This window comes from Hamadaea flava (assembly GCF_024172085.1).
Lineage (GTDB): Bacteria > Actinomycetota > Actinomycetes > Mycobacteriales > Micromonosporaceae > Hamadaea > Hamadaea flava.
Genome location: NZ_JAMZDZ010000001.1, coordinates 1,469,409 through 1,489,340, shown reverse-complemented (window position 1 = coordinate 1,489,340; position 19,932 = coordinate 1,469,409). Strand labels below are relative to the sequence as shown.

The 19,932-nt window shown below is 70.3% G+C and carries 19 protein-coding genes; 15 read left to right on the top strand and 4 right to left on the bottom strand.

Annotated elements, in window-relative coordinates; all coding sequences use genetic code 11:
- Positions 1 to 90 precede the first annotated feature (90 nt).
- Together katG and HDA40_RS07215 are read right to left on the bottom strand one after the other, a co-directional pair.
- Positions 91 to 2,283 carry a catalase/peroxidase HPI gene (katG, locus tag HDA40_RS07220; RefSeq protein WP_253753219.1) on the bottom strand — a complete coding sequence of 731 codons (2,193 nt, stop codon included), beginning with the start codon at positions 2,281 to 2,283 and terminating at the stop codon, positions 91 to 93.
- A gap of 58 nt (positions 2,284 to 2,341) precedes the next feature.
- Positions 2,342 to 3,052, bottom strand: a complete 711-nt coding sequence (locus HDA40_RS07215; protein ID WP_253753217.1) for a DUF899 family protein — start codon at positions 3,050 to 3,052, stop codon at positions 2,342 to 2,344.
- A gap of 102 nt (positions 3,053 to 3,154) precedes the next feature.
- Between HDA40_RS07215 and HDA40_RS07210 the strand changes: the two genes are divergently transcribed.
- On the top strand, positions 3,155 to 4,060 hold the full coding sequence (locus tag HDA40_RS07210) for an RNA polymerase subunit sigma-70 (protein ID WP_253753215.1): 906 nt from the start codon (positions 3,155 to 3,157) through the stop codon (positions 4,058 to 4,060).
- Here HDA40_RS07210 and HDA40_RS07205 read toward each other — a convergent pair.
- A complete protein-coding gene (locus tag HDA40_RS07205) occupies positions 4,057 to 4,410 on the bottom strand; it encodes a hypothetical protein (protein ID WP_253753212.1) in 354 nt (117 codons plus the stop codon). The genes HDA40_RS07210 and HDA40_RS07205 overlap by 4 nt on opposite strands.
- A 225-nt stretch (positions 4,411 to 4,635) precedes the next feature.
- Between HDA40_RS07205 and HDA40_RS07200 the strand changes: the two genes are divergently transcribed.
- Positions 4,636 to 6,678 carry a hypothetical protein gene (locus tag HDA40_RS07200; protein ID WP_253753210.1) on the top strand — a complete coding sequence of 681 codons (2,043 nt, stop codon included), beginning with the start codon at positions 4,636 to 4,638 and terminating at the stop codon, positions 6,676 to 6,678.
- A gap of 92 nt (positions 6,679 to 6,770) precedes the next feature.
- On the opposite strand, the gene HDA40_RS07195 is transcribed toward HDA40_RS07200, so the two are convergent.
- Positions 6,771 to 8,735, bottom strand: a complete 1,965-nt coding sequence (locus HDA40_RS07195; protein ID WP_253753208.1) for an NHL repeat-containing protein — start codon at positions 8,733 to 8,735, stop codon at positions 6,771 to 6,773.
- A 146-nt stretch (positions 8,736 to 8,881) separates the two neighbouring features.
- Here HDA40_RS07195 and HDA40_RS07190 point away from each other — a divergent pair, with 146 nt between their 5' ends.
- From HDA40_RS07190 to amaP, 13 genes are all read left to right on the top strand, one after another.
- Positions 8,882 to 11,146, top strand: coding sequence for a hypothetical protein (locus tag HDA40_RS07190; protein ID WP_253753206.1), 2,265 nt, complete (start codon positions 8,882 to 8,884; stop codon positions 11,144 to 11,146).
- Positions 11,147 to 11,306: 160 nt separating this feature from the next.
- Positions 11,307 to 12,134 carry an MEDS domain-containing protein gene (locus HDA40_RS07185; protein ID WP_253753204.1) on the top strand — a complete coding sequence of 276 codons (828 nt, stop codon included), beginning with the start codon at positions 11,307 to 11,309 and terminating at the stop codon, positions 12,132 to 12,134.
- A complete protein-coding gene (locus HDA40_RS07180; RefSeq protein ID WP_253753202.1) occupies positions 12,131 to 13,099 on the top strand; it encodes an anti-sigma factor RsbA family regulatory protein in 969 nt (322 codons plus the stop codon). Before HDA40_RS07185 ends, HDA40_RS07180 begins: the two co-directional genes overlap by 4 nt.
- A gap of 102 nt (positions 13,100 to 13,201) precedes the next feature.
- Complete coding sequence (locus HDA40_RS07175) at positions 13,202 to 13,891, top strand: tryptophan 2,3-dioxygenase family protein (RefSeq protein ID WP_253753200.1); 690 nt, start codon at positions 13,202 to 13,204, stop codon at positions 13,889 to 13,891.
- Positions 13,884 to 15,074, top strand: coding sequence for a tryptophan 2,3-dioxygenase (locus tag HDA40_RS07170; RefSeq protein WP_253753198.1), 1,191 nt, complete (start codon positions 13,884 to 13,886; stop codon positions 15,072 to 15,074). Before HDA40_RS07175 ends, HDA40_RS07170 begins: the two co-directional genes overlap by 8 nt.
- Positions 15,071 to 16,189, top strand: a complete 1,119-nt coding sequence (locus HDA40_RS07165; RefSeq protein ID WP_253753196.1) for an aminotransferase class V-fold PLP-dependent enzyme — start codon at positions 15,071 to 15,073, stop codon at positions 16,187 to 16,189. The genes HDA40_RS07170 and HDA40_RS07165 overlap by 4 nt, the downstream gene beginning before the upstream one ends.
- Positions 16,186 to 17,205 (top strand): methyltransferase, encoded by a 1,020-nt coding sequence (locus tag HDA40_RS07160; RefSeq protein WP_253753194.1) that lies wholly within the window; start codon positions 16,186 to 16,188, stop codon positions 17,203 to 17,205. Before HDA40_RS07165 ends, HDA40_RS07160 begins: the two co-directional genes overlap by 4 nt.
- A gap of 150 nt (positions 17,206 to 17,355) precedes the next feature.
- Positions 17,356 to 17,820 carry an Asp23/Gls24 family envelope stress response protein gene (locus HDA40_RS07155; protein WP_253753192.1) on the top strand — a complete coding sequence of 155 codons (465 nt, stop codon included), beginning with the start codon at positions 17,356 to 17,358 and terminating at the stop codon, positions 17,818 to 17,820.
- Complete coding sequence (locus tag HDA40_RS07150) at positions 17,820 to 18,203, top strand: Asp23/Gls24 family envelope stress response protein (RefSeq protein WP_253753190.1); 384 nt, start codon at positions 17,820 to 17,822, stop codon at positions 18,201 to 18,203. Before HDA40_RS07155 ends, HDA40_RS07150 begins: the two co-directional genes overlap by 1 nt.
- A gap of 5 nt (positions 18,204 to 18,208) precedes the next feature.
- Positions 18,209 to 18,400 (top strand): hypothetical protein, encoded by a 192-nt coding sequence (locus tag HDA40_RS07145; protein WP_253753188.1) that lies wholly within the window; start codon positions 18,209 to 18,211, stop codon positions 18,398 to 18,400.
- Positions 18,397 to 18,804, top strand: coding sequence for an Asp23/Gls24 family envelope stress response protein (locus HDA40_RS07140; RefSeq protein ID WP_253753186.1), 408 nt, complete (start codon positions 18,397 to 18,399; stop codon positions 18,802 to 18,804). The genes HDA40_RS07145 and HDA40_RS07140 overlap by 4 nt, the downstream gene beginning before the upstream one ends.
- A gap of 14 nt (positions 18,805 to 18,818) precedes the next feature.
- On the top strand, positions 18,819 to 19,352 hold the full coding sequence (locus HDA40_RS07135; protein ID WP_253753184.1) for a DUF6286 domain-containing protein: 534 nt from the start codon (positions 18,819 to 18,821) through the stop codon (positions 19,350 to 19,352).
- Positions 19,352 to 19,927, top strand: a complete 576-nt coding sequence (amaP, locus tag HDA40_RS07130; protein WP_253753182.1) for an alkaline shock response membrane anchor protein AmaP — start codon at positions 19,352 to 19,354, stop codon at positions 19,925 to 19,927. The genes HDA40_RS07135 and amaP overlap by 1 nt, the downstream gene beginning before the upstream one ends.
- Positions 19,928 to 19,932: the final 5 nt, after the last annotated feature.

Genomic DNA, 19,932 nt, shown 5'->3' with positions numbered 1-19,932 from the left:
ATCCGGGTCGAATCTTGGCGCATGATTCGACTTAGATCCCTGATCCAGTGCCCGAGCCGGCCGAGCGGGCCGAGCGGGCCGAGGCTGGACTCAGGCGAGGTCGAAGCGGTCGAGTTCCATGACCTTCGTCCAGGCCGCCACGAAGTCGCGGACGAACTTCTCGCGCGCGTCCCCGCTGGCGTACACCTCGGCGAGCGCCCGCAGCTGCGAGTTGGAGCCGAAGATCAGGTCGACCGCGGTGGCGGTCCATTTCACCTGGCCGGAGCCGACGTCCTGGATCTCGTAGACCTGGTCGTCGGAGGCCGACGCCTGCCACTTCGCCCCCGGCGCGAGCAGGTTGACGAAGAAGTCGTTGGTGAGCACGCCCGGCCGGTCGGTCAGGACGCCGTGCGTGCTGCCGCCGACGTTGTTCCCGAGCGCACGCAGACCGCCGACGAGGACGGTCATCTCGGGGGCGGTCAGGCCGAGCATGAAGGCCCGGTCGATCAGCAGCACCTCGGGCATGGTCTTCTCGCCCGGCCGCAGGTAATTGCGGAACCCGTCGGCCCGCGGTTCGAGGACCGAGAACGACTCGACGTCGGTCTGCTCCTGCGTCGCGTCGGTACGCCCCGGCCGGAACGGCACGGTGACCGGAACTCCGGCGTCCTTGGCGGCCTTCTCGACGGCGGCCGTGCCGGCCAGCACGATCAGGTCGGCGAGCGAGATCCGGACGCCGCCCGCCTGGTTGAACTCCTGCTGGATGCCCTCCAGAGTGGACAGCACAGTCGCCAGCTGGGCCGGCTGGTTGACCTCCCAGCCGCGCTGCGGGTCGAGGCGGAGCCGGCCGCCGTTGGCACCGCCGCGTTTGTCGGTGGACCGGAAGCTCGCGGCGGCCGCCCACGCGGTCGAGATCAGCTGCGCCGTGGAGAGCCCAGAGTCCAGCACCTTCGCCTTGAGGGCGGTGATGTCGGCGTCGCCGACGAGCGGCTGGTCGGCCGCGGGCACCGGGTCCTGCCACAGCTGTGCCTCGGCCACCCACGGTCCGAGGAAGCGGCTGACCGGCCCCATGTCCCGGTGCAGCAGCTTGTACCAGGCCTTGGCGAAGGCCAGCGCGAACTCGTCGGGGTTCGCGAGGAACCGGCGGGAGATCTGCTCGTACACCGGGTCGTAGCGCAGCGACAGGTCGGTGGTGAGCATCGTCGGCAGGTGCTTCTTCGCCGGATCGTACGCGTCGGGAACGATCGCGTCGGTGGTCTTGGCCACCCACTGCTTGGCCCCGCCGGGACTCGTGGACGGCTCCCACTCGTACCCGAAGAGGATCTCGAAGAACCGGTTGCTCCACTGCGTCGGCCGGTCCGACCAGGTCACCTCCAGCCCGCTGGTGATCGTGTCGGCGCCCTTGCCGGTGCCGTTGGTGCTCAGCCAGCCGAGTCCCTGCGCCGTCAGTGGAGCGGCTTCGGGCTCCGGGCCGACGTGGTCGGCCGCGACCCCGGCACCGTGCGTCTTGCCGAAGGTGTGCCCACCGGCGATGAGCGCGACGGTCTCCTCGTCGTTCATCGCCATGCGGCGGAACGTCTCGCGGATGAACGGCGCGGCCGCGGCCGGGTCCCCGTTGCCCTGCGGGCCTTCGGGATTGACGTAGATGAGGCCCATCTCGGTCGCGCCGACCCCGCCGATCATCTCCTTCTCGGAGACGTAACGCTCGTCGCCCAGCCAGGCGTCCTCAGGTCCCCAGAAGATCTCCTCGGGCTCCCAGACGTCCTCGCGGCCGAAGCCGAAGCCGAACGTCTGGAAGCCCATGGACTCCAGGGCGACGTTGCCCGCGAGCACGAGCAGGTCGGCCCAGGAGATCTGCTGGCCGTACTTCTGCTTGACCGGCCACAGCAGCCGCCGGGCCTTGTCGAGGTTGGCGTTGTCCGGCCAGCTGTTGAGCGGGGCGAACCGCTGACCGCCCTCGCCCGCGCCGCCGCGCCCGTCCTGGATGCGGTAGGTGCCCGCTGCGTGCCAGCTCATCCGGATCATGAGGCCGCCGTAGTGGCCGAAGTCGGCCGGCCACCAGTCCTGGGAGGTGGTGAGGACCGCGGTGATGTCCCGCTTGAGCGCCTCGACGTCGAGCTTGGCGAACTCCTGGGCGTAGCTGAAGTCCGTCCCCAGCGGGTTGCTCTTGGACGAGTTGGCGTGCAGCACCGAGAGGTCGAGCTGGTTGGGCCACCAGTCCCGGTTGGTACGCGGACGGCCGCCGGTCTTCGGGGTCGGCGAGTCGATGGCCGGGTTCTCGCTCTCGCTGCCGTGGGTGTCGCTCATTGCTTCCTCCGAGTTGGCGGATCACCGCATGAAACGGAATTAACTGGAACAAGTCAACTTAACGCACAAAGTCTACCGGTGAGGCTTCCTCCACGACGGGTTTAAGCACCTTCCACTGGGGGATCGGGCGGCCGTCCCGCCGGAACCAGCTCTGGGCGGGGTCCTGCGGCCAGCCCTCGGGGGAGTCCTCCCAATCCTCCTGACGCCCGTACACCGTCAGGTCGAGCAGTTGCAGCGCCGGCATCATCGCCTCGACCCCGCGCCCGTCGGTCTCGTAGGTCTGGAAGACGCGGTCGCCCACCCGCAGGTAGCAGGTGATCCAACCGTCGGAGATGCCGGGCGCGTCGACGCCGTGCACCGAATACCAGGGCGCCTGGTACCCCATGAACTCCCGGAACGGCGCGAACTCGGCGTACGGGCCCTGGCACCAGACAGCGAAGGTGACCCCGCGCGCCTCCAGATAGGTCGCGTCCTGGAAGTTCCACACGGTCGCGGTGCAGCCCCGGCACTGGTCCTCGAACGGCCGGCCGAGACTCCACATGTGCTTGCAGACGAGGAGCTGATCACGCCCCTCGAACATGTCCAGCACCCGGGTCGGCCCGCGTACGCCGGTCAGCTCGACGGTTCCGTCCACCTCGGTCATCGGCAGCCGTCGCCGGGCGGCCGCGAGCGCCGAACCGGCCCGGGTGTGCGCCTTCTCCCGGACGAGCAACTCGGCGCGTCGGCGCAGCCAGATGTCTCGGTCGACGATCTCGGGCAGTGCGGTCATCGTTCCTCCTCAAGTGGGACTGTCCCGAGTACTGACGACACACGACGGCAACCGTCATCGGACCGTCATGGATCGAGGTCGGCCGACCGCTACCGTGGAACGATGACCGGCTCCGGCGACTGGCTGACGGGCGCGTACGACGATCACCGCCGTGAGCTGCACGCGCACTGCTATCGCCTCGCGGGGAACGTGGCCGACGCGGACGACCTCGTGCAGGAGACGTTCCTGCGGGCGTGGAAGGCGCGGGACGCCTTCGAGGGCCGCGCGTCCGTCCGGACCTGGCTTTACCGGATCGCGACCAATGTGTTCCTCGACAGCCGCAAGGCGGCCGAGCGGCGTACGCAGCCGGTCGGTGACGCGCTGGAGTGGTGCACCGAGATCGGGCCGTATCCCGACACGCTGCTCGACGGCGATCCGCAAGCCGATCAGGCCGGTGCCGAGATCGTCGAACTGGCCCTCATCGCCGCCCTCATGCACCTGCCGCCTCGGCAGCGGGCCGCCTTCGTCCTGCGGGACGTGTCGGGCTGGACCCCGGCTGAGATCGCCGAGGCGCTGGAGGTCGAGGTCCCGGCCGCGAACAGTCTCGTTCAGCGGGCCCGCGAGACCGTACGGCGCCACGCCCCGGCCGACCCGGCGGACTGGCGGCGGCCGCACCTGACCGAGGCGGACAAGGAGATCCTGAGCCGCTACCTCAGCACGACCGATCCGGACGAGATGCGGGAACTCCTCGCCGCCGACGTACGCCTCACGATGCCGCCGGACGAGCCGGTGATCGGGCGTGACGCGGTGGCCGCCTTCCTCACCCGGCCGCTCGATTGGCGGACGTTCCCCGTCACGGCGAACGGCCGGGCGGCGGCGGCGAACTATCTGCGCCAGCCGGGCCGATCGCGGTACGACGCGCTGGTGGTCGACGTGCTCCGGATCGTGGACGGGCGGATCGCCGAGGTCAACGCGTTCGTCGGCGGACGCCACGTGACCACGTTCGGCCTGCCTCGTCTGCTGGACTAGCCGCTGTTCGAGTCCAGGTATTGCAGCAGGTCGTGGGCGGCCAGCTCGACGTCCTTGTGCCGGTACTCGGCGGCTCGGTAGACGCAGGCGATCAACCCCGTCCGGTGCAGCCGCCGGAAGTCGCCGTAGACGAAGGCGTACCGGGCCTTGGTCTCGTCGGCCGCGCCGACGGTCAGCCCGAGGTGCCAGGCGGCGTACTCGTCCCAGTCGTGCTTGTCCAGGTACGCGTTCTGCGCGTCGGCTTTCGGCTGGACCGCGCCCCAGTCGCTGTCGAGCACGTACCGGCGGGAGTCGATCAGCTCGCGGGCGAAGGTCACCGCGTCCGGGTTCAGCTCGTACTTGTTGGGCATGATCGCCGGTTACCCGGAATCGGCCCGGTGCTCACCAGCCGGGGCCGGCCGCTGATGATCGACAGGTCTGCGTCCGGCGGCTAGTCTGATTACGGCCAGGGCCGTAATGGCGATCACGTGCACAGATCACCTGCGGCCAGCTCCGTACGGCAGATATCGGAAAAGCCCTCAACCCGAGCCGACGGCATGTGCCGCCGGCCCTACCGGCAGGAAGCAGGCACCCTCATGTCCCTCGTTCGCCGGTTCACCGCCTTCGCGGCGGTGGCAGCGACAGCGCTCACCCTCGGCGGCCCGCCGGCCGCGCAAGCCAGTCCCACCAGCACAGTCACGGCCGCGGCGGCGGTCACCGTCGACTCCCTCGGCATCCCGTTGCGCGACGTGCTGATGATCGGCGGCATCGTCGCGCCCGGTCCGGACGGACGCCCGGTCCTCTGGTCGGCCGTCTCCGGGGAACCGGCCCACCTCGCCGCGATCGACCCGGCCACCGGAACCACGGTGTCGGTGCAGGAACTGACCGGGGCACCCGGCTCGTACGCGGTCGCGGCCGCCCCTGACGGCACGATCTACGTCGGCGCGTACGGCACGGGCGACCTCTACCGGCGCAAGCCCGGCAAGAACAGTCCGATCGAGAACCTCGGCCGCCCGTTGCCGTCCGAGACGTACATCTGGCGGCTGTCGGTGGACTCGGCCGGCATCGTCTACGGCGGCACCTATCCCGGGGCTCGCGTGTTCGCGTACAACCCGGCGACCGGCGCCACCCGCGACTACGGCCAGGTGCTGCCTGGCGTGCAGTACGTCCGCAGCATCGCGGTCGCGGACGGCAAGATCTACGCCGGTACGCAGCCGGACGCCCATCTGCTCGAGATCGACGCCGTCACCGGTACGCGCCGGGAGCTGCCGTTGCCGGACGGGCTCGCCAGTGGCACCGGTCTGACGGTCTACGACCTCAACGCGTACGACGGCCGGGTGTACGCCCGGTACGGCTCGGCCATCAACGGCCAGCTGGGCGTCTATGACACCCGGGCCGGTCGCTGGACCGACCTGATCCCCGACGTCGCCGGGCTCGACGTGTCCGAGCCGGGTCCGAAGGGGATGGTCTACCTCACCCGGGCCGGTCACCTGACCGGATATCAGCCGGCGACCCGCACGTTCGTCGACACCGGACTGTCGTTCGCCGGGCGAGTGGTCAACAACCGCGGCATCGGCTGGGTGACGCTGGCCGACCGGGACTGGCCGGGGCGTACGCTCGTCGGCTTGCTCTGGCGTGGCGAGATGTTCCGGTACAACCCCGTGACCGGCCGGTCGGACGTCATGCGGACCGACGTCCCCGGCGAGCCGATCCCGCTCGCCGCGCTGAGCGCGGGAGCCTCCGGCACCGTGTACGCCGGCGGCTACCTCAACGGCGGGCTGGCCAAGATCGACCCCGACACCGGCAAGGCCGACTTCCAGCGGTTCTCGCAGGTGGAGAGCGTCTTGGAAGTCGGCGATCAGGTGTACCTGGGGGCGTACCCTGATTCGCGGCTCTACCGGTACGACCTCGGCAAGGCGTGGAGCAGCTCTGAGTACTCGCCCGGTCCGGCTGGGACCCCGGAGAACCCCGTGAAGCTCGTCGACCTCAAGTCCTACGACCAGGTACGCGCCCGGGCGCTGACCGACGCGGGGGACAAGGTGGCGTACGGGACGATGCCGAACACCACGCTCGGCGGGGTGCTGGCCATCGTGGACAAGGCGACCGGTGCCTCCACAGTGCACCGTCCAGTCGTGACGGACTCCTCGATCGTCAGTCTGGCGTACCAGTCGGGATTGATCGTGGGCGGCACCTCGAAGGACGGCGGCTACAGCGTGCCGCCGCCCACCCAGACCGAGGCGCGGCTGTTCGGCTGGGACGTCGCCAGTGACAGCAAGGCGTTCGAGTTCGTGCCGGTGCCCGGTGCGACCGCGATCCCGGCGCTGGCGCTGGACGGCGCGGGACGGCTGTGGGGTCTGGCCGGCGGGCAGTTGTTCGCCGTCGACGTCGCCTCGCGGACGGTCGTGCAGCGCATCCAGCTCGCGCCCGGTGTGGCCGACAGCCGGGGCCGCCTCGGTTACGACGCCACCCGCAACGTGATGTACGCACTGGTCAACGGTCACCTGCTCGTCAGGGTGGACCTCGCCACCGGTACGCCCACGCTGCTGCTGGACCGCTCGGCGGAGTTCCTGGCCGTCCACCCGGACGGGCGGCTGTTCCTCGGCGACGGCCCCGAGGTCTTCCGAGTCACCGTCAGCTGAAGACGGGCGCTGGATCAGGGATCCGAGGCGAATCTTCCCCAAGATTCGACCGAGATCCCTGATCCAGCGCCCATCAGAGGCGGGACAGCGGGTCAGAGCTGGATGCGGACCAGGTTCCGGCCGCGGAGCGCGTACAGCGCGGACCCATCAGGTGAGGCGGTCAGCAGGGCGGATCCGCCGTACCACTGGGCGTTGAGCCCGGCGACGAAGGTGGTCGCCGTCATCGTGGCCGGGTCGAACCGCCAGATGTCCTTGCCACTGGTGCCGTAGAAGACGCCGCCGACCTGGACCATGCGCCCTTGGCCGGGCGCCACCGTGGTGGTCGCGACGACGGTCCGCCGCGCCGGGTCGACGGCGAACAGCACGCCGGTCTCGGTGAGCCCGTAGACGCGGTTGCCGGTGGCGATCAGGCTCACGATCTGGGTGGCGCCGGGCACCGGGACGATGTCCCAGGTCTTGGTCCGGGTGGCGAGGTCGAATCCGGCCAGGTGCGCCTCCGTCGTACGCGGTGTGGTGCCGAAGCCGTTGTTGATGCTCCCGCCGAGGTACGCCGTGCCGTGCTTGACCGCGACCGATCGCACGGACTGGTCGGTGAGCACATCCCGGTACGCGTCCAGCGCACCGGTCCGCGGATCGTAGAGCGCCACCGCGCCCCCGTAGCGGCCGTATTCCGGTTCGGTGCCGACGATGAGGAGCTTGTCGGAGGGGGAGTAGACGGCGTCGAGCGGGCGGGTCTGATCGTGCCCGATCGCGGCGACCCGCGCCGGATCGCCTTCCGGAGCCATCTTGAACAGGTACGCCAAGGTGTACACCGACATCCAGATGTCCCCGCCGATCGGTGTCATCGCCTTGGCCTCACCGGGCAGGAAACGCCGCTCGGACGTGCCGGCGACGAGGTCGTGCACCTGGACGCCGGCCTTGCCGGAGACGTAGACGCGCGGGCCGTCGGTCGCTATCGCCATGGCCAGCTCCGGCGCGGGCGGCATGCCGGCCTGGGTCAGGTCGACCCCGCTCAGCTCGCCGGTGGTCAGGTCGTAGGTGACGACGGTGTTCGTGACGACGCCGCGCAGCTTGTCGCCGGTGACGAAGATCCGGCCGAACGCCGCCCCGTCGTAGGGGATCGCCAGGGTGCTGAGTTCGCCGGTGTCGCGGTCGTACTTCCGCAGCGTGCCAGACGGCCGGGTGCCGAAGTAGACGTCGTTGCGCGCCGAGTCGACGGCGATCGCGGTGACGTAGTTGTCCGCGGTCTGCACGACCTCGTACCGCGTCGGGTCGGCGGTGTCGATCAGCAGCATCGTCCCGGTCGCCGAGAGCCCGGCGGCGAGGATGCCGTTCTCCAGCGCCAGCGTGGCGACGAACGTGCGGTCGGCGTACGCGGCCGGCAGGATCTCCCGCTTCGCCCCGGTCACCCGGTCGATGGCGATGAGGTGGGCGTGCGAGCCGACGCCGGCGTAGATCGTCGTGGCGTCCACCGCGATGCTGCGGACGTACTGCTCGCCCGCCACCGCCGCACCGTAGTCCCGCAGTTTGCCGGTCGCCGGGTCGTATTCCACGACGCGGCCACTCGGATAGGTGCCGCCGTACAGTTTGCCGTCCGGCGACGAGGCCAGCGCCCAGATGAACGAGTCGGGCGCGACGCTGGCGACCTTCGTCACCGTGGTCGAGGTGGTGTCGATCCGGTAGAGGTCACCGGGGGTGTAGGTGCCGACGTACAGATCCGTGCCGACGGCGGCGGTCGCCCACGCGCCACCCCCGGTCGGCAGCTCGTAGCGCCGGTCGACCGTCTGCTTGTCCAGGCTGTACGCGCCGACGATGGTCGGCGAGACGCCGCCGGTGGCGGTGTAGACGGTGCCGTCGATCAGTTCGGCCCCGTTGACCGAGGTGACCTCGGAGGCGGGACCCAGATCGGTCACCGTCCCGGGCGGGGCAGCCGTGGCCGTCGGCTCCACGGCACCGGCGGCCACAGCGTCGGCGGGCACGGCATTGGCGGGTACGGCCATCGCGGAGGTGGCCAGGGTGAGGGAAGTCAGAATCAGGGGCAGGGTTCGGCGTCGCAACGGTTCCTCCGATACGGTGAGTTCAATTTCGGCCTGATCCGTAATGAGGATCTAGCTCACCACATTCGGGAAGCTACGTCGAGTGGTGGAGTTTCGGACGGACCCGTAATAGAGTCGGCGAAACCCCTTGCCCGATCGGAGGCCACATGACCGGCCGTATCGTCCGAAGTGGATTAGCCCTCGCCCTCGCCGCCGCAACGATCACCGCCCCAGCCGCAGCCGACGCCGCGGAGACCGGTAAGACCGCGGGGACCGTCACCGACTTCGGGGTGCAGCAGACCGCCCTGACCGTGTTCGAGTCCTACTACGGCACCGCCGGCGACCGCGCGGTGGCGTACGGCGTCCAAATGGGATCGCCCGGCGTGCTCAGCGTCGTCGACCCCGTCACCCGCGAACTGGTCGACACGGCGTACTTGCCCGACTCGTCCGGCGCGTGGGGCATCACCCAGGCGACCGACGGCACCGTGTACGCCGGCAGCTACCCCAACGCCCACATCTACGCGTACGACCCGCTGACGAGGACCACGACCGACGTCGGCGCGCCGGTGCCGGACCAGACCGTCCTCTACGGGCTGCGGCCGGGTGCGGACGGCCGGATCTACGGCGGCACCTACCCCAGCGCGCACGTCTTCTCGTACTCGCCGTCCGAAGGGTTCCGCGACTACGGCGCGATGTTCCCCGGCGAGCAGTACGCCGTCGACGTGGCGGTCGACCCGGTCCGCAACGTGCTCTGGGCGGCCATCGGCAGCCACGGGCACCTCGTACGGCTGGACCTGACCACGGGGGAGAAACGCGACATCCTCCCGGCGGCGTTGCGCGGCGACGCCAGCTACCCCTACGACATCAACCTGGCCGGGGGACGGCTGTTCGTCAAGCGCAGCAAGCTCGAGGCGCTGGTGCTCGACCCCGACACCGGTGCGGTCCTGGCCGACGATTTCGTGATCAGCTCGCGCGGCACCTCGCCGCTGGCACCGGACGGCCGCTCGGTCTACTTCACCTCGACGTCGAACCAGCTCTGGCGGTACGACGTCCAGACGGACGCCTACGGTCCGGTCACCAGCGCGAACGGATCGCCCGTGGCCGCCGGTGGTGCCGGGATCGGCTTCGGCTTCCTCGGCGACCGGCTCTACGCCACCATCGGCAACTACGCCGGTCAGGCCCTCTCCTACGACCCGGCGACCAAGTCGAGTGAGCAGTACCGACTGCCGTTCCCGCCGCAGGCGCTGGACATCAACAGCATCAGCGCGGGGCCGGACGGCCGGATCTACACCAACCTCTACATCAACGGAAACCTGTCCGTCCTCGACCCGGCCACCGGCACGCCCACCAACCTCGGGCGGCTCGGCCAGGCCGACGGCTTCGGCTGGCTGAACGGCAAGATGTACCAGGGCGTCTACCCCTACGGCGGCGTGCTGGAATACGACCCCGCGAAGGCGTACGTCTTCGGGACCAACCCACGCGAGCTGTTCCGGTTGCAGCCGGATGGACAGAACCGGCCGCTGGCGTTCGCCGCGAACGGTTCGAAGGTCTACCTCGGCAGTACCCCCGACTACGGGCTCTGGGGTGGCGCCCTGACGGTCTACGACACTGCCACCGGCACGCGTACCACTAGGAAGGACATCGTCGCGGACCAGGGCGTGATCGCGCTGGCGGTGGCCGGTGACCGGCTGTGGGCCGGCACGACGATCGGCGGTGGCGGCGGCACGACGCCCAAGGCGACCGAGGCCAAGGTCTTCACCGCGGACCTCGCGACGGGCGAGAAACTCGACGAGTTCACCCCGGTGCCCGGCGCGGACTCGATCTCGTCGATCGTGGCCGGGCCCGACGGCCTCATCTGGGGCCTCGCCGACGGCGAGCTGTTCATCCTCGACCCCGCGACCGGCGCGGTCGTGCACCGGCAGGACATCCCGGGCCGCGCCTCGGGCGTCCAGGACGAGCTGGTCGTCAACCCGGCCGACGAACACGTCTACGCCTCACTCGACGGCAACCTGCTGCAGATCGACCCGCTGTCGAGGCAGGTCCGGGTGCTGCGGGACGCCGAGACCTACCGGCTCACCCAGGACTCGCAGGGCAATCTGTGGTTCCGTAACGGGGTGAAGGCGGCCAACGGCGCGGTGCAGTACGGCTCCCACCTGCTGCGGTACGTGCCGGAACCGGACAGTTGCGTGGGTTCGGACCTCCGCGCCCACGTCACGATCGGCGGCATCGACTCCACTGTGGCCAATCGTTACGCGGGCAGCGGCTGCACCGTCAACGACCTCATCCGCGACGAGGCGGACTGGCCGGGCCACGGCGCGTTCGTCGCGCACGTCGCCCAGGTCACCGAGGATTTGGTACGCACAACGGTGCTGACCGGGTCCGAGAAGGATGCCGTCGTGTCCGCCGCCGCACGGTCGGACGTCGGCCGGTAGCAGGCGACGCAGTCACGCGAAGGGCGCCCGGACCATCGGGCGCCCTTCGTGCGCGCCTGGAGTGGGTTCCGACGCTGGTGGTGCCGCCGTAGACGCGGAGATCATGAATCCGTTGTTGATGTTGTTTGACGACGGCGGGCATCGGGGTAGGTGGGGCCGCATGCGGCGGACTGGGGTGATCGGCGAGGTGGACTCCGTCGGCGCGCACGACCACGTCTGCTTCGTCTACACCGAGCGAGCCGAGTGGCGCGCCGCGGCGAGGTCGTTCGCGGTCTCCGGCTTGGCCGCCGAGCAGCGCGTGCTGATGGTGGCCGACCCGGGGGAGGACTGCTGGTGGGAAGCCGACGACGTCCTCGGCGCCGCCTTACGCAGCGGCCGCGCCGAGCTGCTGCACCGGAAGACGGCGTACGCCGACGACCTGGCCGACCCGTCGGACCAGGTCGACGTCTATCGCGACGCGACCGATCGAGCGATCCGCGACGGCTTCCGGGGCCTCCGCGCGTTCGCTGACGCGACCGGCCTCGCCGGGCCGCCCCCGGCGATGGATCGGCTGATCCGCTACGAGCACCTCGTCGACGGGTACATGGACGGCCACCCGTTCCGGGGCATGTGCGGCTATGACCGGGCGGCGATCGCGCCCGCCGACCTGCGTCGGCTGGCGTGCCGGCACCCCAGTTCCAGCCCCGGTTATGCTCCGTTTCGGGTGTACGCCGAGTCCGGCGGCCTGCGGCTGGCCGGCGACATCGACTACGACAACGTCGAGTTGCTGACGGAGGTGCTGCGGTCGATGGGGTTGCCGGCCACCGGATCGGCGGTGGAACTGGACGGCGCCGGTCTGGACTACGTCCACCACGCCGGGCTCGTGGCGCTGGCCCGGCTGGCCCAGGAATCGGGCGGCCGGATCGTGCTGCGGGGCGGCCCGGCCGTGGCCAAGCGCCTGGCCGACATGCTGAGCCTGAACGACGCCGGATTGGAGGTGATCGTGTGAGAACCGGAGCCGCTGCGGGGCACACCGGTTACTTCCACGAGGCCGCCGTCTACTCCTCGGAACGGGAGCTGCTCGACATCGCGGTGCCGTTCCTGCTCGGCGGGGTGGCCGCGGGCGAGCCGACGCTGGTCGCCTTCAGCGGTCCGCACGCCGACCTGATCCGGCGCGCCACCGCCGACGATCCCGGCATCATCTACCTGGCCGGCGGCGACATGTACGCCCGCCCCGCCGGGGCCATCGCCGAATACCGCAAGCTCCTGGCCCGGCTCGTCGCCGAGGGAGCGCAGCAGATCCGGATCATCGGCGAGCTGGCCGCCTCGGCGTTCGGCGCGACCTGGGACTGGTGGGCGCGCTACGAATCGGCGATCAACCACGCGTACGACGAGTTCCCGCTGTGGAGCATGTGCGCGTACGAGACGGCGACGACGCCGCCCGGGGTGATGGCCGACGTCCTGCGTACGCATCCCCGGACGGCCGGGCCGAACGGGGAGCACACCCCGAACGAGACCTACCTGGACCCGGTGAGCTATCTCGGCGAGCCCCAGCCCGCCCCGGCCGACCCACTGCTGCGGCAGGCCCCGGCGTGGACCCTGGTCGACCCGACGCCGGCCGCCGTCCGGCAGGCGGTGCGCAGCGCCGCCCCGGCCACGCTGACCTCGACGGGCGCCGATCTCGGCGGCTTCATGGTCGCCGTCAGCGAGGGCGTCACCAACGCGCTCCGGCATGGCCGCGGGCCGATCCGCGTACGGTTGTGGATCTCGTCACAGCGGATGGTGCTCGCCGTCACCGATCAAGGCGCCGGGCCGAAGGATCCGTTCGCCGGGCTGCTGCCGTTGGCCGAGGCCGATCCGGGCGGACTTGGCCTGTGGCTGAGCCACCAACTGTGCGACCACGTCAGCATGCATCGAGACGCCACCGGCTTCACGATCCGGCTGACCGCGGGCGACCCGGACGCAGATCGTTGATAACACAACCGTTTCCGTAAGGTTGACATGCAGACACGTCGATGATCCTATGTGTCCTTACGTTGGCCGGGGTAACCGCCCGGATTGACGGAAGGACGCTCGGTGAAGAAGCACACCTCACCTGAACTGCCCGGCGAAGGCGACACCGACTACGCGCGCTACATGCGGCTCGACACCTTGCTCAGCCTGCAACGGCACCCCGACGACATGGTTCACCGGGACGAGTTGCTCTTCCAAGTAGTGCACCAGTCCAGCGAACTCTGGCTCAAACTCGCGGTCGCCGAGATCGACGAGGCGGCCGTCCTGGTCGGCAAGGACGATCTGCCCGGCGCGGAGCTGCTGCTGGGCCGGGCGTCGCTGGCCATCCGGCTGGTGACCGATCAGCTCGACATGTTCCGATATCTCAAGCCGGCCGACTTCGAGGCGATGAAACCGGCTTTGGGCAACGGATCGGGCGCGGAATCGCCAGGCTGGCGCGACGCGCAGAAGGCGAGCCGCCGATTGGGTCTGGCCTTCCAGGCCCACCTCCGCGAACGCGAGATCGATCCCGCGACGCTGTATCCAGGGGTCGCCACCGATTCGGCGTACCGGCTGGCCGAGGCCATGATCGAGTGGGACGAACAGGTCGCGCTGTGGCGCGTACGCCACTACACGATCGCGATCCGCATCGGCGGGCACGGGATGATCGGCACCCCGAACAGTCCGGCCGACTGGCTGGCCAAGTTGATCGACTACCGCTTCTTCCCCGAACTCTGGCAGCTGCGGGTGCTGGGCGGCCACGCGGGTGCGTGAGCTGGCGTCGTGGCTGTCCGGCGACCGCCGGCCGGACAGGTTCCCCTATGACGCCGTCGTGGCGGAGTTCCAGCGAACCGGTAAGCACTTCGTGGCCAAAGACCTGCTGGTGCTGCTCGACCAGGCCCGGCGTACCGCGGTGGCCCCGGCCGGCGCGCAGTCGGCCGATCGCTTCCTGCGTGATTTCCTCGACGTGACGCTCGACAAGTACGACGGGCGCTACGACTACCAGACCTATCTGGCGCTGAGCTTGATCCGGCTGCCGGACGACCCGGCGACCGTACGCCGTCGTCATGACGAGCTGACGGTGCAGCTGATCGCCGACGCGCTGCGGTTCGAACTGGCGGCCGCGTCGGGCGCGACCAAGTTGCTGCCCCGGCAGCGGCCCGCCGTGACACTCGTGACCAAGCGGTATCGGCTGGGCGTCCGGGCGTTCGCCCCGGCGCTGAGCCGGCTGGGTCTGCTGACCACGGCCGCTCCCGACCCGGCCGCCGCCGCGGCGCAGCTGTGCGAGGTGGCGCTCACCCGGCAGGACACCACCGAACGACGGGCGCTCGACGCGAGCATGCTGCCGGTCGACCAGGTGCACGACGAGTACCTGTTCATCCGGGTCCTGCAAGGCTACGAGACGACCTTCGCGGCGCTGGCCACCGAACTGGGCCAGGCCGTCGAGGACGTGACGACCGGGCAGGCCGACTCGGCGGCGGAGCGGCTCGCGTACGCCCGGCAGTTGCTGGACGGGGCGGCTCCGTTGTTCTCCCTGATGGCCACGGTGCAGCCGGAGTCCTTTCGGACGTTCCGCGTCTACACCGAAGGCGCCAGCGCCATCCAATCCCGGTCGTACAAGCGGGTCGAGTCGCTGTGCCGGATGCCGGCCCAGCCCCGGCTCGACTCGACGGCGTACCGGTCGGTGCCGGAGGTCCGCGATACGGTGCTGGCCGGTCAGCCGTCGGTGGCCGAGGCGTACGGGTCGGCCGAGCTGACCGGACCGCAGCGGGACCTGCTCGACCGCCGGATGACCGAGTTCAGCACGGTGTTGCTGCAATGGCGGCAGACGCACTACCGGATCGCGGTGCGAATGCTCGGTACGCGTCCCGGCACCGGCTACACCGAGGGCACCCCGTATCTGGCCGCCGTCCGGGACATTCCGGTCTTCGAGCCCCAGCAGGAGGAGTCCTCGTGAGTCATTCGCTGCGCCAGGAGTTCCCGCTGCTGGAGAGCTGCGTCTACGTCAACAGCAACTCGACGGGCGCGATCCCGCGCGGGGCGCAGACGGTGCTGGAACGCTACTGGGACACCCTGCGAAGCTGGCGCGACGACGCCTGGCTCGGCTGGCACGAGGAGCTGGACGCGTACGTGTCCACTCTGGAGCGGTTCATCGGGGCCACGCCGGGCAGCGTCGTCACCGACGCCAACCTCAGTACGCTGCTGTCCCGGGTCGCGTCGTGCTTCGCCTTCCGGCCGCACCGGAACCGCGTGGTCATCACCGACCGCGAGTTCCCCACGATCCCGTTCGTCTGGCAGGCGCAGCAACGACTCGGGGCCGAGGTCGACATCGTCGGCGACGGCGGTCCCGTGATCGACCAGGCCGAGCTGGAACGACGGATCGATGAGCGTACCCTTATCGTCTGCGTGCCCCACGCGAGCTTCTCGTCGGGCGCGACGCTGGATCTGGCGAGTCTGGTCCGCCGGGCCCGCGAGGTGGGCGCGCTGGTGATCGTCGACGCCTTCCAGAGCGTGGGCGTGATGCCGTTGGACGTGACCGCCCTGGGAGTGGACTTCGTGCTCGGTGGCTCGCACAAGTGGATGTGCGGCGTGGGCACCGCGTTCCTGTACGTGCGGCCGGAGCTGGCGGACGGGCTGGAGCCCACCGCGACCGGCTGGCAGGCGGGCGAACACGCGTTGTCGTTCCAGCCCGCGACCGCCTGGGCGCCCGGCGCGCAGCGTTTCGCGGGCGGTACCCCGTTCCCGCTTACGGCGCTCGTCTCGCGGGTCGGCCTGGACCTGTTGGCCGGCGTGGGCATCGAGGCGATCCGCGCCCATTCGCTGACGGCGACCGGCCGAGTACTGGAACGGGCCGCGGCGGCCGGGATCCCGGTGGTCAGCCCGGCCGGGCCCGAGCGCGGCGGCGTGGTGTGCCTGGACGTTCCGGACGGCGAGGCGGTGAAGTACCGGCTGGCCAAGCGGAACCTGATCTGCAGCTGGCGCGGCTACCTGCGGATCGGCCCGCACGTCTACAACACGCTGGACGAGATCGACGAGTTCATGGACGCCTTGGAACAGGAGTGGCACCGATGACGGAGATGTCCCCCCGAGCGCTGATGAGCCTGCTCTTCAACGGGGCCAAGGCGGTTGACGTCCTGGAGACGGCGCTGGAGCTGGGCCTGCTCGACGAGCTGGAACCCGGCCCGGTACGCCTGGCCGACCTCGCCGAGCGGCACGGGCTCAAACCGTTGCGGCTGTACAAGTTCCTGGACTGTCTGGAGAGTCTGGGCATGCTGCGCCGGGAGGATCACGGCGACGACCTAGCCGACACCGAGTACCGGGCGGTGCCGGGGCTGCGGGACGCGGTGGTGGCGGCGCTCGGGCCGGACGCCATCGAACGGGATCGCGACACGTATCCGTGGCGGGTGCTGCATGGGCGGCTGGCCGACAGCCTGCGCGGCGAAGTCGGCATGACCGAGGACGACTTCGCCTGGCCGCCCCAGACCGACGAGCAGACGGCGTCGTTCGAGAGCAGCATGTCGCTCGGGCTGGGCCCGGTGCTGGAGGTATTCCACCGGTACGCCGACCGCCTGTGGGACGGCCGCCGCCGGTTCCTCGACGTGGGCGGCGGCGCGGGGACGCTGGCCGCGAGCGTCGTCGCCGACGCGCCCCACGTTCACGCCGACGTCTACAACCTGGCCGCCGTCGGCCCGCTCGTCGAGCAGACGCGTACGCGCTGTGCCGATCCGGCCCGGCTGGGCTTCGTCGCGGGGGACTTCTTCGCCGAGCCGCTGCCCGGCGGGTACGACACGATGGCGTTCGTCCGCGTCCTGCACGACTGGCCCGCCGACGTCGCCCGGCGACTCGTCGAATCGGCGTACGCGGCGTTGGAGCTGGGCGGCCGACTGGTGATCTGCGAGGAGTTCCGGACGCCCGACCGGCTGGCGATGCAGTTCTTCTGGTCGTACTTCCTGATCGGGGTGGACAGCTGCGTCAGCCGGCTCCGTGACGTGTCGTTCTATACCGAGCTGCTGGAGAAGACCGGGTTCGATCATGTCGAGGTGCTGCCGTCGGCCTGGGAACTGGTGGTGGCCCGGAAACCCGGGTGATCATAAATGGTTCAAACGAGACAACGGCTCCTAGACGGGTACTTGTCGACTCCAGGCGGCCCGGGTGGCGGTGGCGAGGAGGTTTGGCTGCCGAGTTCCAGGTAAACGACATGTAGTCATGCCGTCACCTGGAGTGAAGGAGCGCGAGCGATGACTCAGACCACCGAACGGCCGTCGACCCGCCCGTCGGAGACCGGCACGCAGCCGACGGCCGGCAGCGACCGCCTCACCACCCAAGAAGGCAAGATCCACGTGGCGCAAGGGGTAGTCCAGAAGATCGCCGGTATGGCCTGCCGGGAGGTCGCCGGGGTCTACTCGATGGGCACCGGCTCGACCCGGGCGTTCGCCGCCATAAGGGAACGTATCCCCGGCAGCTCCGGGCCCAACGTCTCCCAGGGCGTCGGCGTGGAGGTCGGCGAGACGCAGGCGGCGGTCGACCTCGACATCGTGGTCGACTACGGGGCGAGCATCGCCGAACTCGGGCACAGCGTCCAGCGCAACGTGAAGCAGTCGGTCGAGCGGATGACCGGGCTGGAGGTCGTCGAGGTCAACGTGAACGTCGACGACGTCCACCTGCCCGACGACGAGCAGAGCACGCCCGCCCGGGTGTCGTGATGACCGCACCGGCCGTGGCTCCGGGCGACCTGACCGACGACGTGGACGTCGACGCGATCGCGGAGGCGGTACGCCGCTGCCCGGGCGTCGAAGACCTGTACGCCGGATCGCCGGCCGAACTGGCCACGTATCTGCCGGGTCGCCGCGTGGTGGGCGTACGCGTCGCCGAGTCGGCGGTGTCGGTGCAGATCCAAGTGCGCTGGGGCCGGCCGATCCCGGAGATCGCGGCGGCGGTACGCACCGCCGTCGCGCCCCTGGCGGGCGGACGGCCGGTAGACGTCCTGGTAGCCGACCTCGTCGGCGAGCCCAGCGAATCAGACAGCGAACCGAGCGGACCAGAAGGCGGCTCGGCTGGGGGACGGAAGGGGAGGGGCACGCGATGAACCCGATGACGAGAACGATTTTCGGCACGGCCGTCGGCCTGATCCTGGGCCTGGTCGTCGTCCTGGTCGGCTTCGGCCAGATGCTGATCGTGGGATTGTTCGCGCTGATCGGCTGGGCCGTCGCCAAGGTGCTCGGCCGCGAGCTGGATCTCAGCGCGTTGAGCAGCATCGGACAGCAGCGGCGGAGCACGCGGTGACCGCCGAGGCCGACACCGCGGATCTGCCGACCCGGGATCTCGATGCCGTCCAGGGCCAGGCGCCGACCCGGGATCGCCGGGATCGCCGGGAACTCGGAGTCATCCAGATCAAGGAGAACGTCGTGGCGAAGCTCGCGGCGTACCTGGCGACCGAGGTGCCCGACATCGGCGGCCGGGCGGAGCTGCACCGGCGACCGGCCGTGTCGGCCCGCGTCGACGGCGGCCAGGCGTACCTCGACGTCACGGCCAGCGTCCGCTGGCCCGCGTCGGTCGGTCAGGTGACCGCCGACCTGCGGCAGCACCTGCGCACACGCGTACGCGAACTGACCGGGCTGGAGGTCGGCGAGATCCGGATCGAGGTGTCCGACCTGATCACGGCCGCGCCGCACGCGAGAGTTTCCTAGGTGGAGGGATCGCGATGAGGAAGGTCGTCAACCGGTTGCTCGGGGTCGTCATCGCCCTGGCGCTGATCGCCGCTTCCGTGGTGGTCCTCGTCGAGGTCGTCGCCGCCGCGGCCGGGGCGTCGCCGGTGCTGGTCGACTGGTCCGGCGCGCTGGACTGGGCCCGGCGTACGCGCTGGGACGACACCGCGCTGAAGGCGGCCGGGCTGCTGCTCGCCGTGGTCGGACTCGGGCTCCTGGTGTTCGAGCTGTGGCCGTCGCGCGTACGCCGCCTACCCGTCGAGAGCGCCGATTCCAATATGGATGCGGCCGTGACGCGCCGAGGCGTGGCGCAGGATCTGACGGCGGCGACCGGGGAGGTCGAAGGCGTGACGCCCGGCCGGGTCAAGGTCGGCCGGAATCAGATCCGGGTGCTCGCCACCGCCCGCGACGCCGGTCCGGAGCAGGCCGGGCTCCGGGATGAAGTGGCCGAAACGGCGGGTACGCATCTCGACCGGCTCCGGCTGACCCGCCGCCCACGCCTGTCCGTCACCGTCGATCGGAGGACGTGATGCACGCCGATCGCACGAACCGCGTCATCCTGACGATCATCGGCTTCCTGCTGCTCGCCGGGGGTGTGATCGTGGCGTTGACCGCCTTCGGCGGCTTCGGCGACGCCCGAGCCGGGCGCCTGCTGACCGCCAACCGGGTCTGGACCTTCGCCGGTGACAACGGGCGCTGGTTCTGGCCGGTGGTGGGGGTGCTCGCCCTCGTCGTCCTCGCGCTGGCGGTGCGCTGGCTCATCGCCATCCTGTTCGGCACCGATCGGCTCCGGAGCCTGCGGCTGCGAACCGAGGGCAGCCGCGACCGGGTGACGCTGGCCGCGCCCGCCGTCAGCGACGCCGTCCGCGCCGAAGTGGAGACCTATCGCGGAGTGCGGTCGGTCCGCGCTCGGCTGGTCGGCGAAGCGGACGATCCGGTGCTGACTCTCCGGGTGGGCACCGACCTCGATGCTGACCTCGCCGCGATCCGCGACCGCGTCGAGCGAGATGCCGTGGCGCACGCCCGGCAAGCCCTCGACCGGCCGGAGTTACGCGTACGCCTCGACCTGGAAGTCGAACGGCAGCAGGGCGTACGCGTCCACTGAGTCCG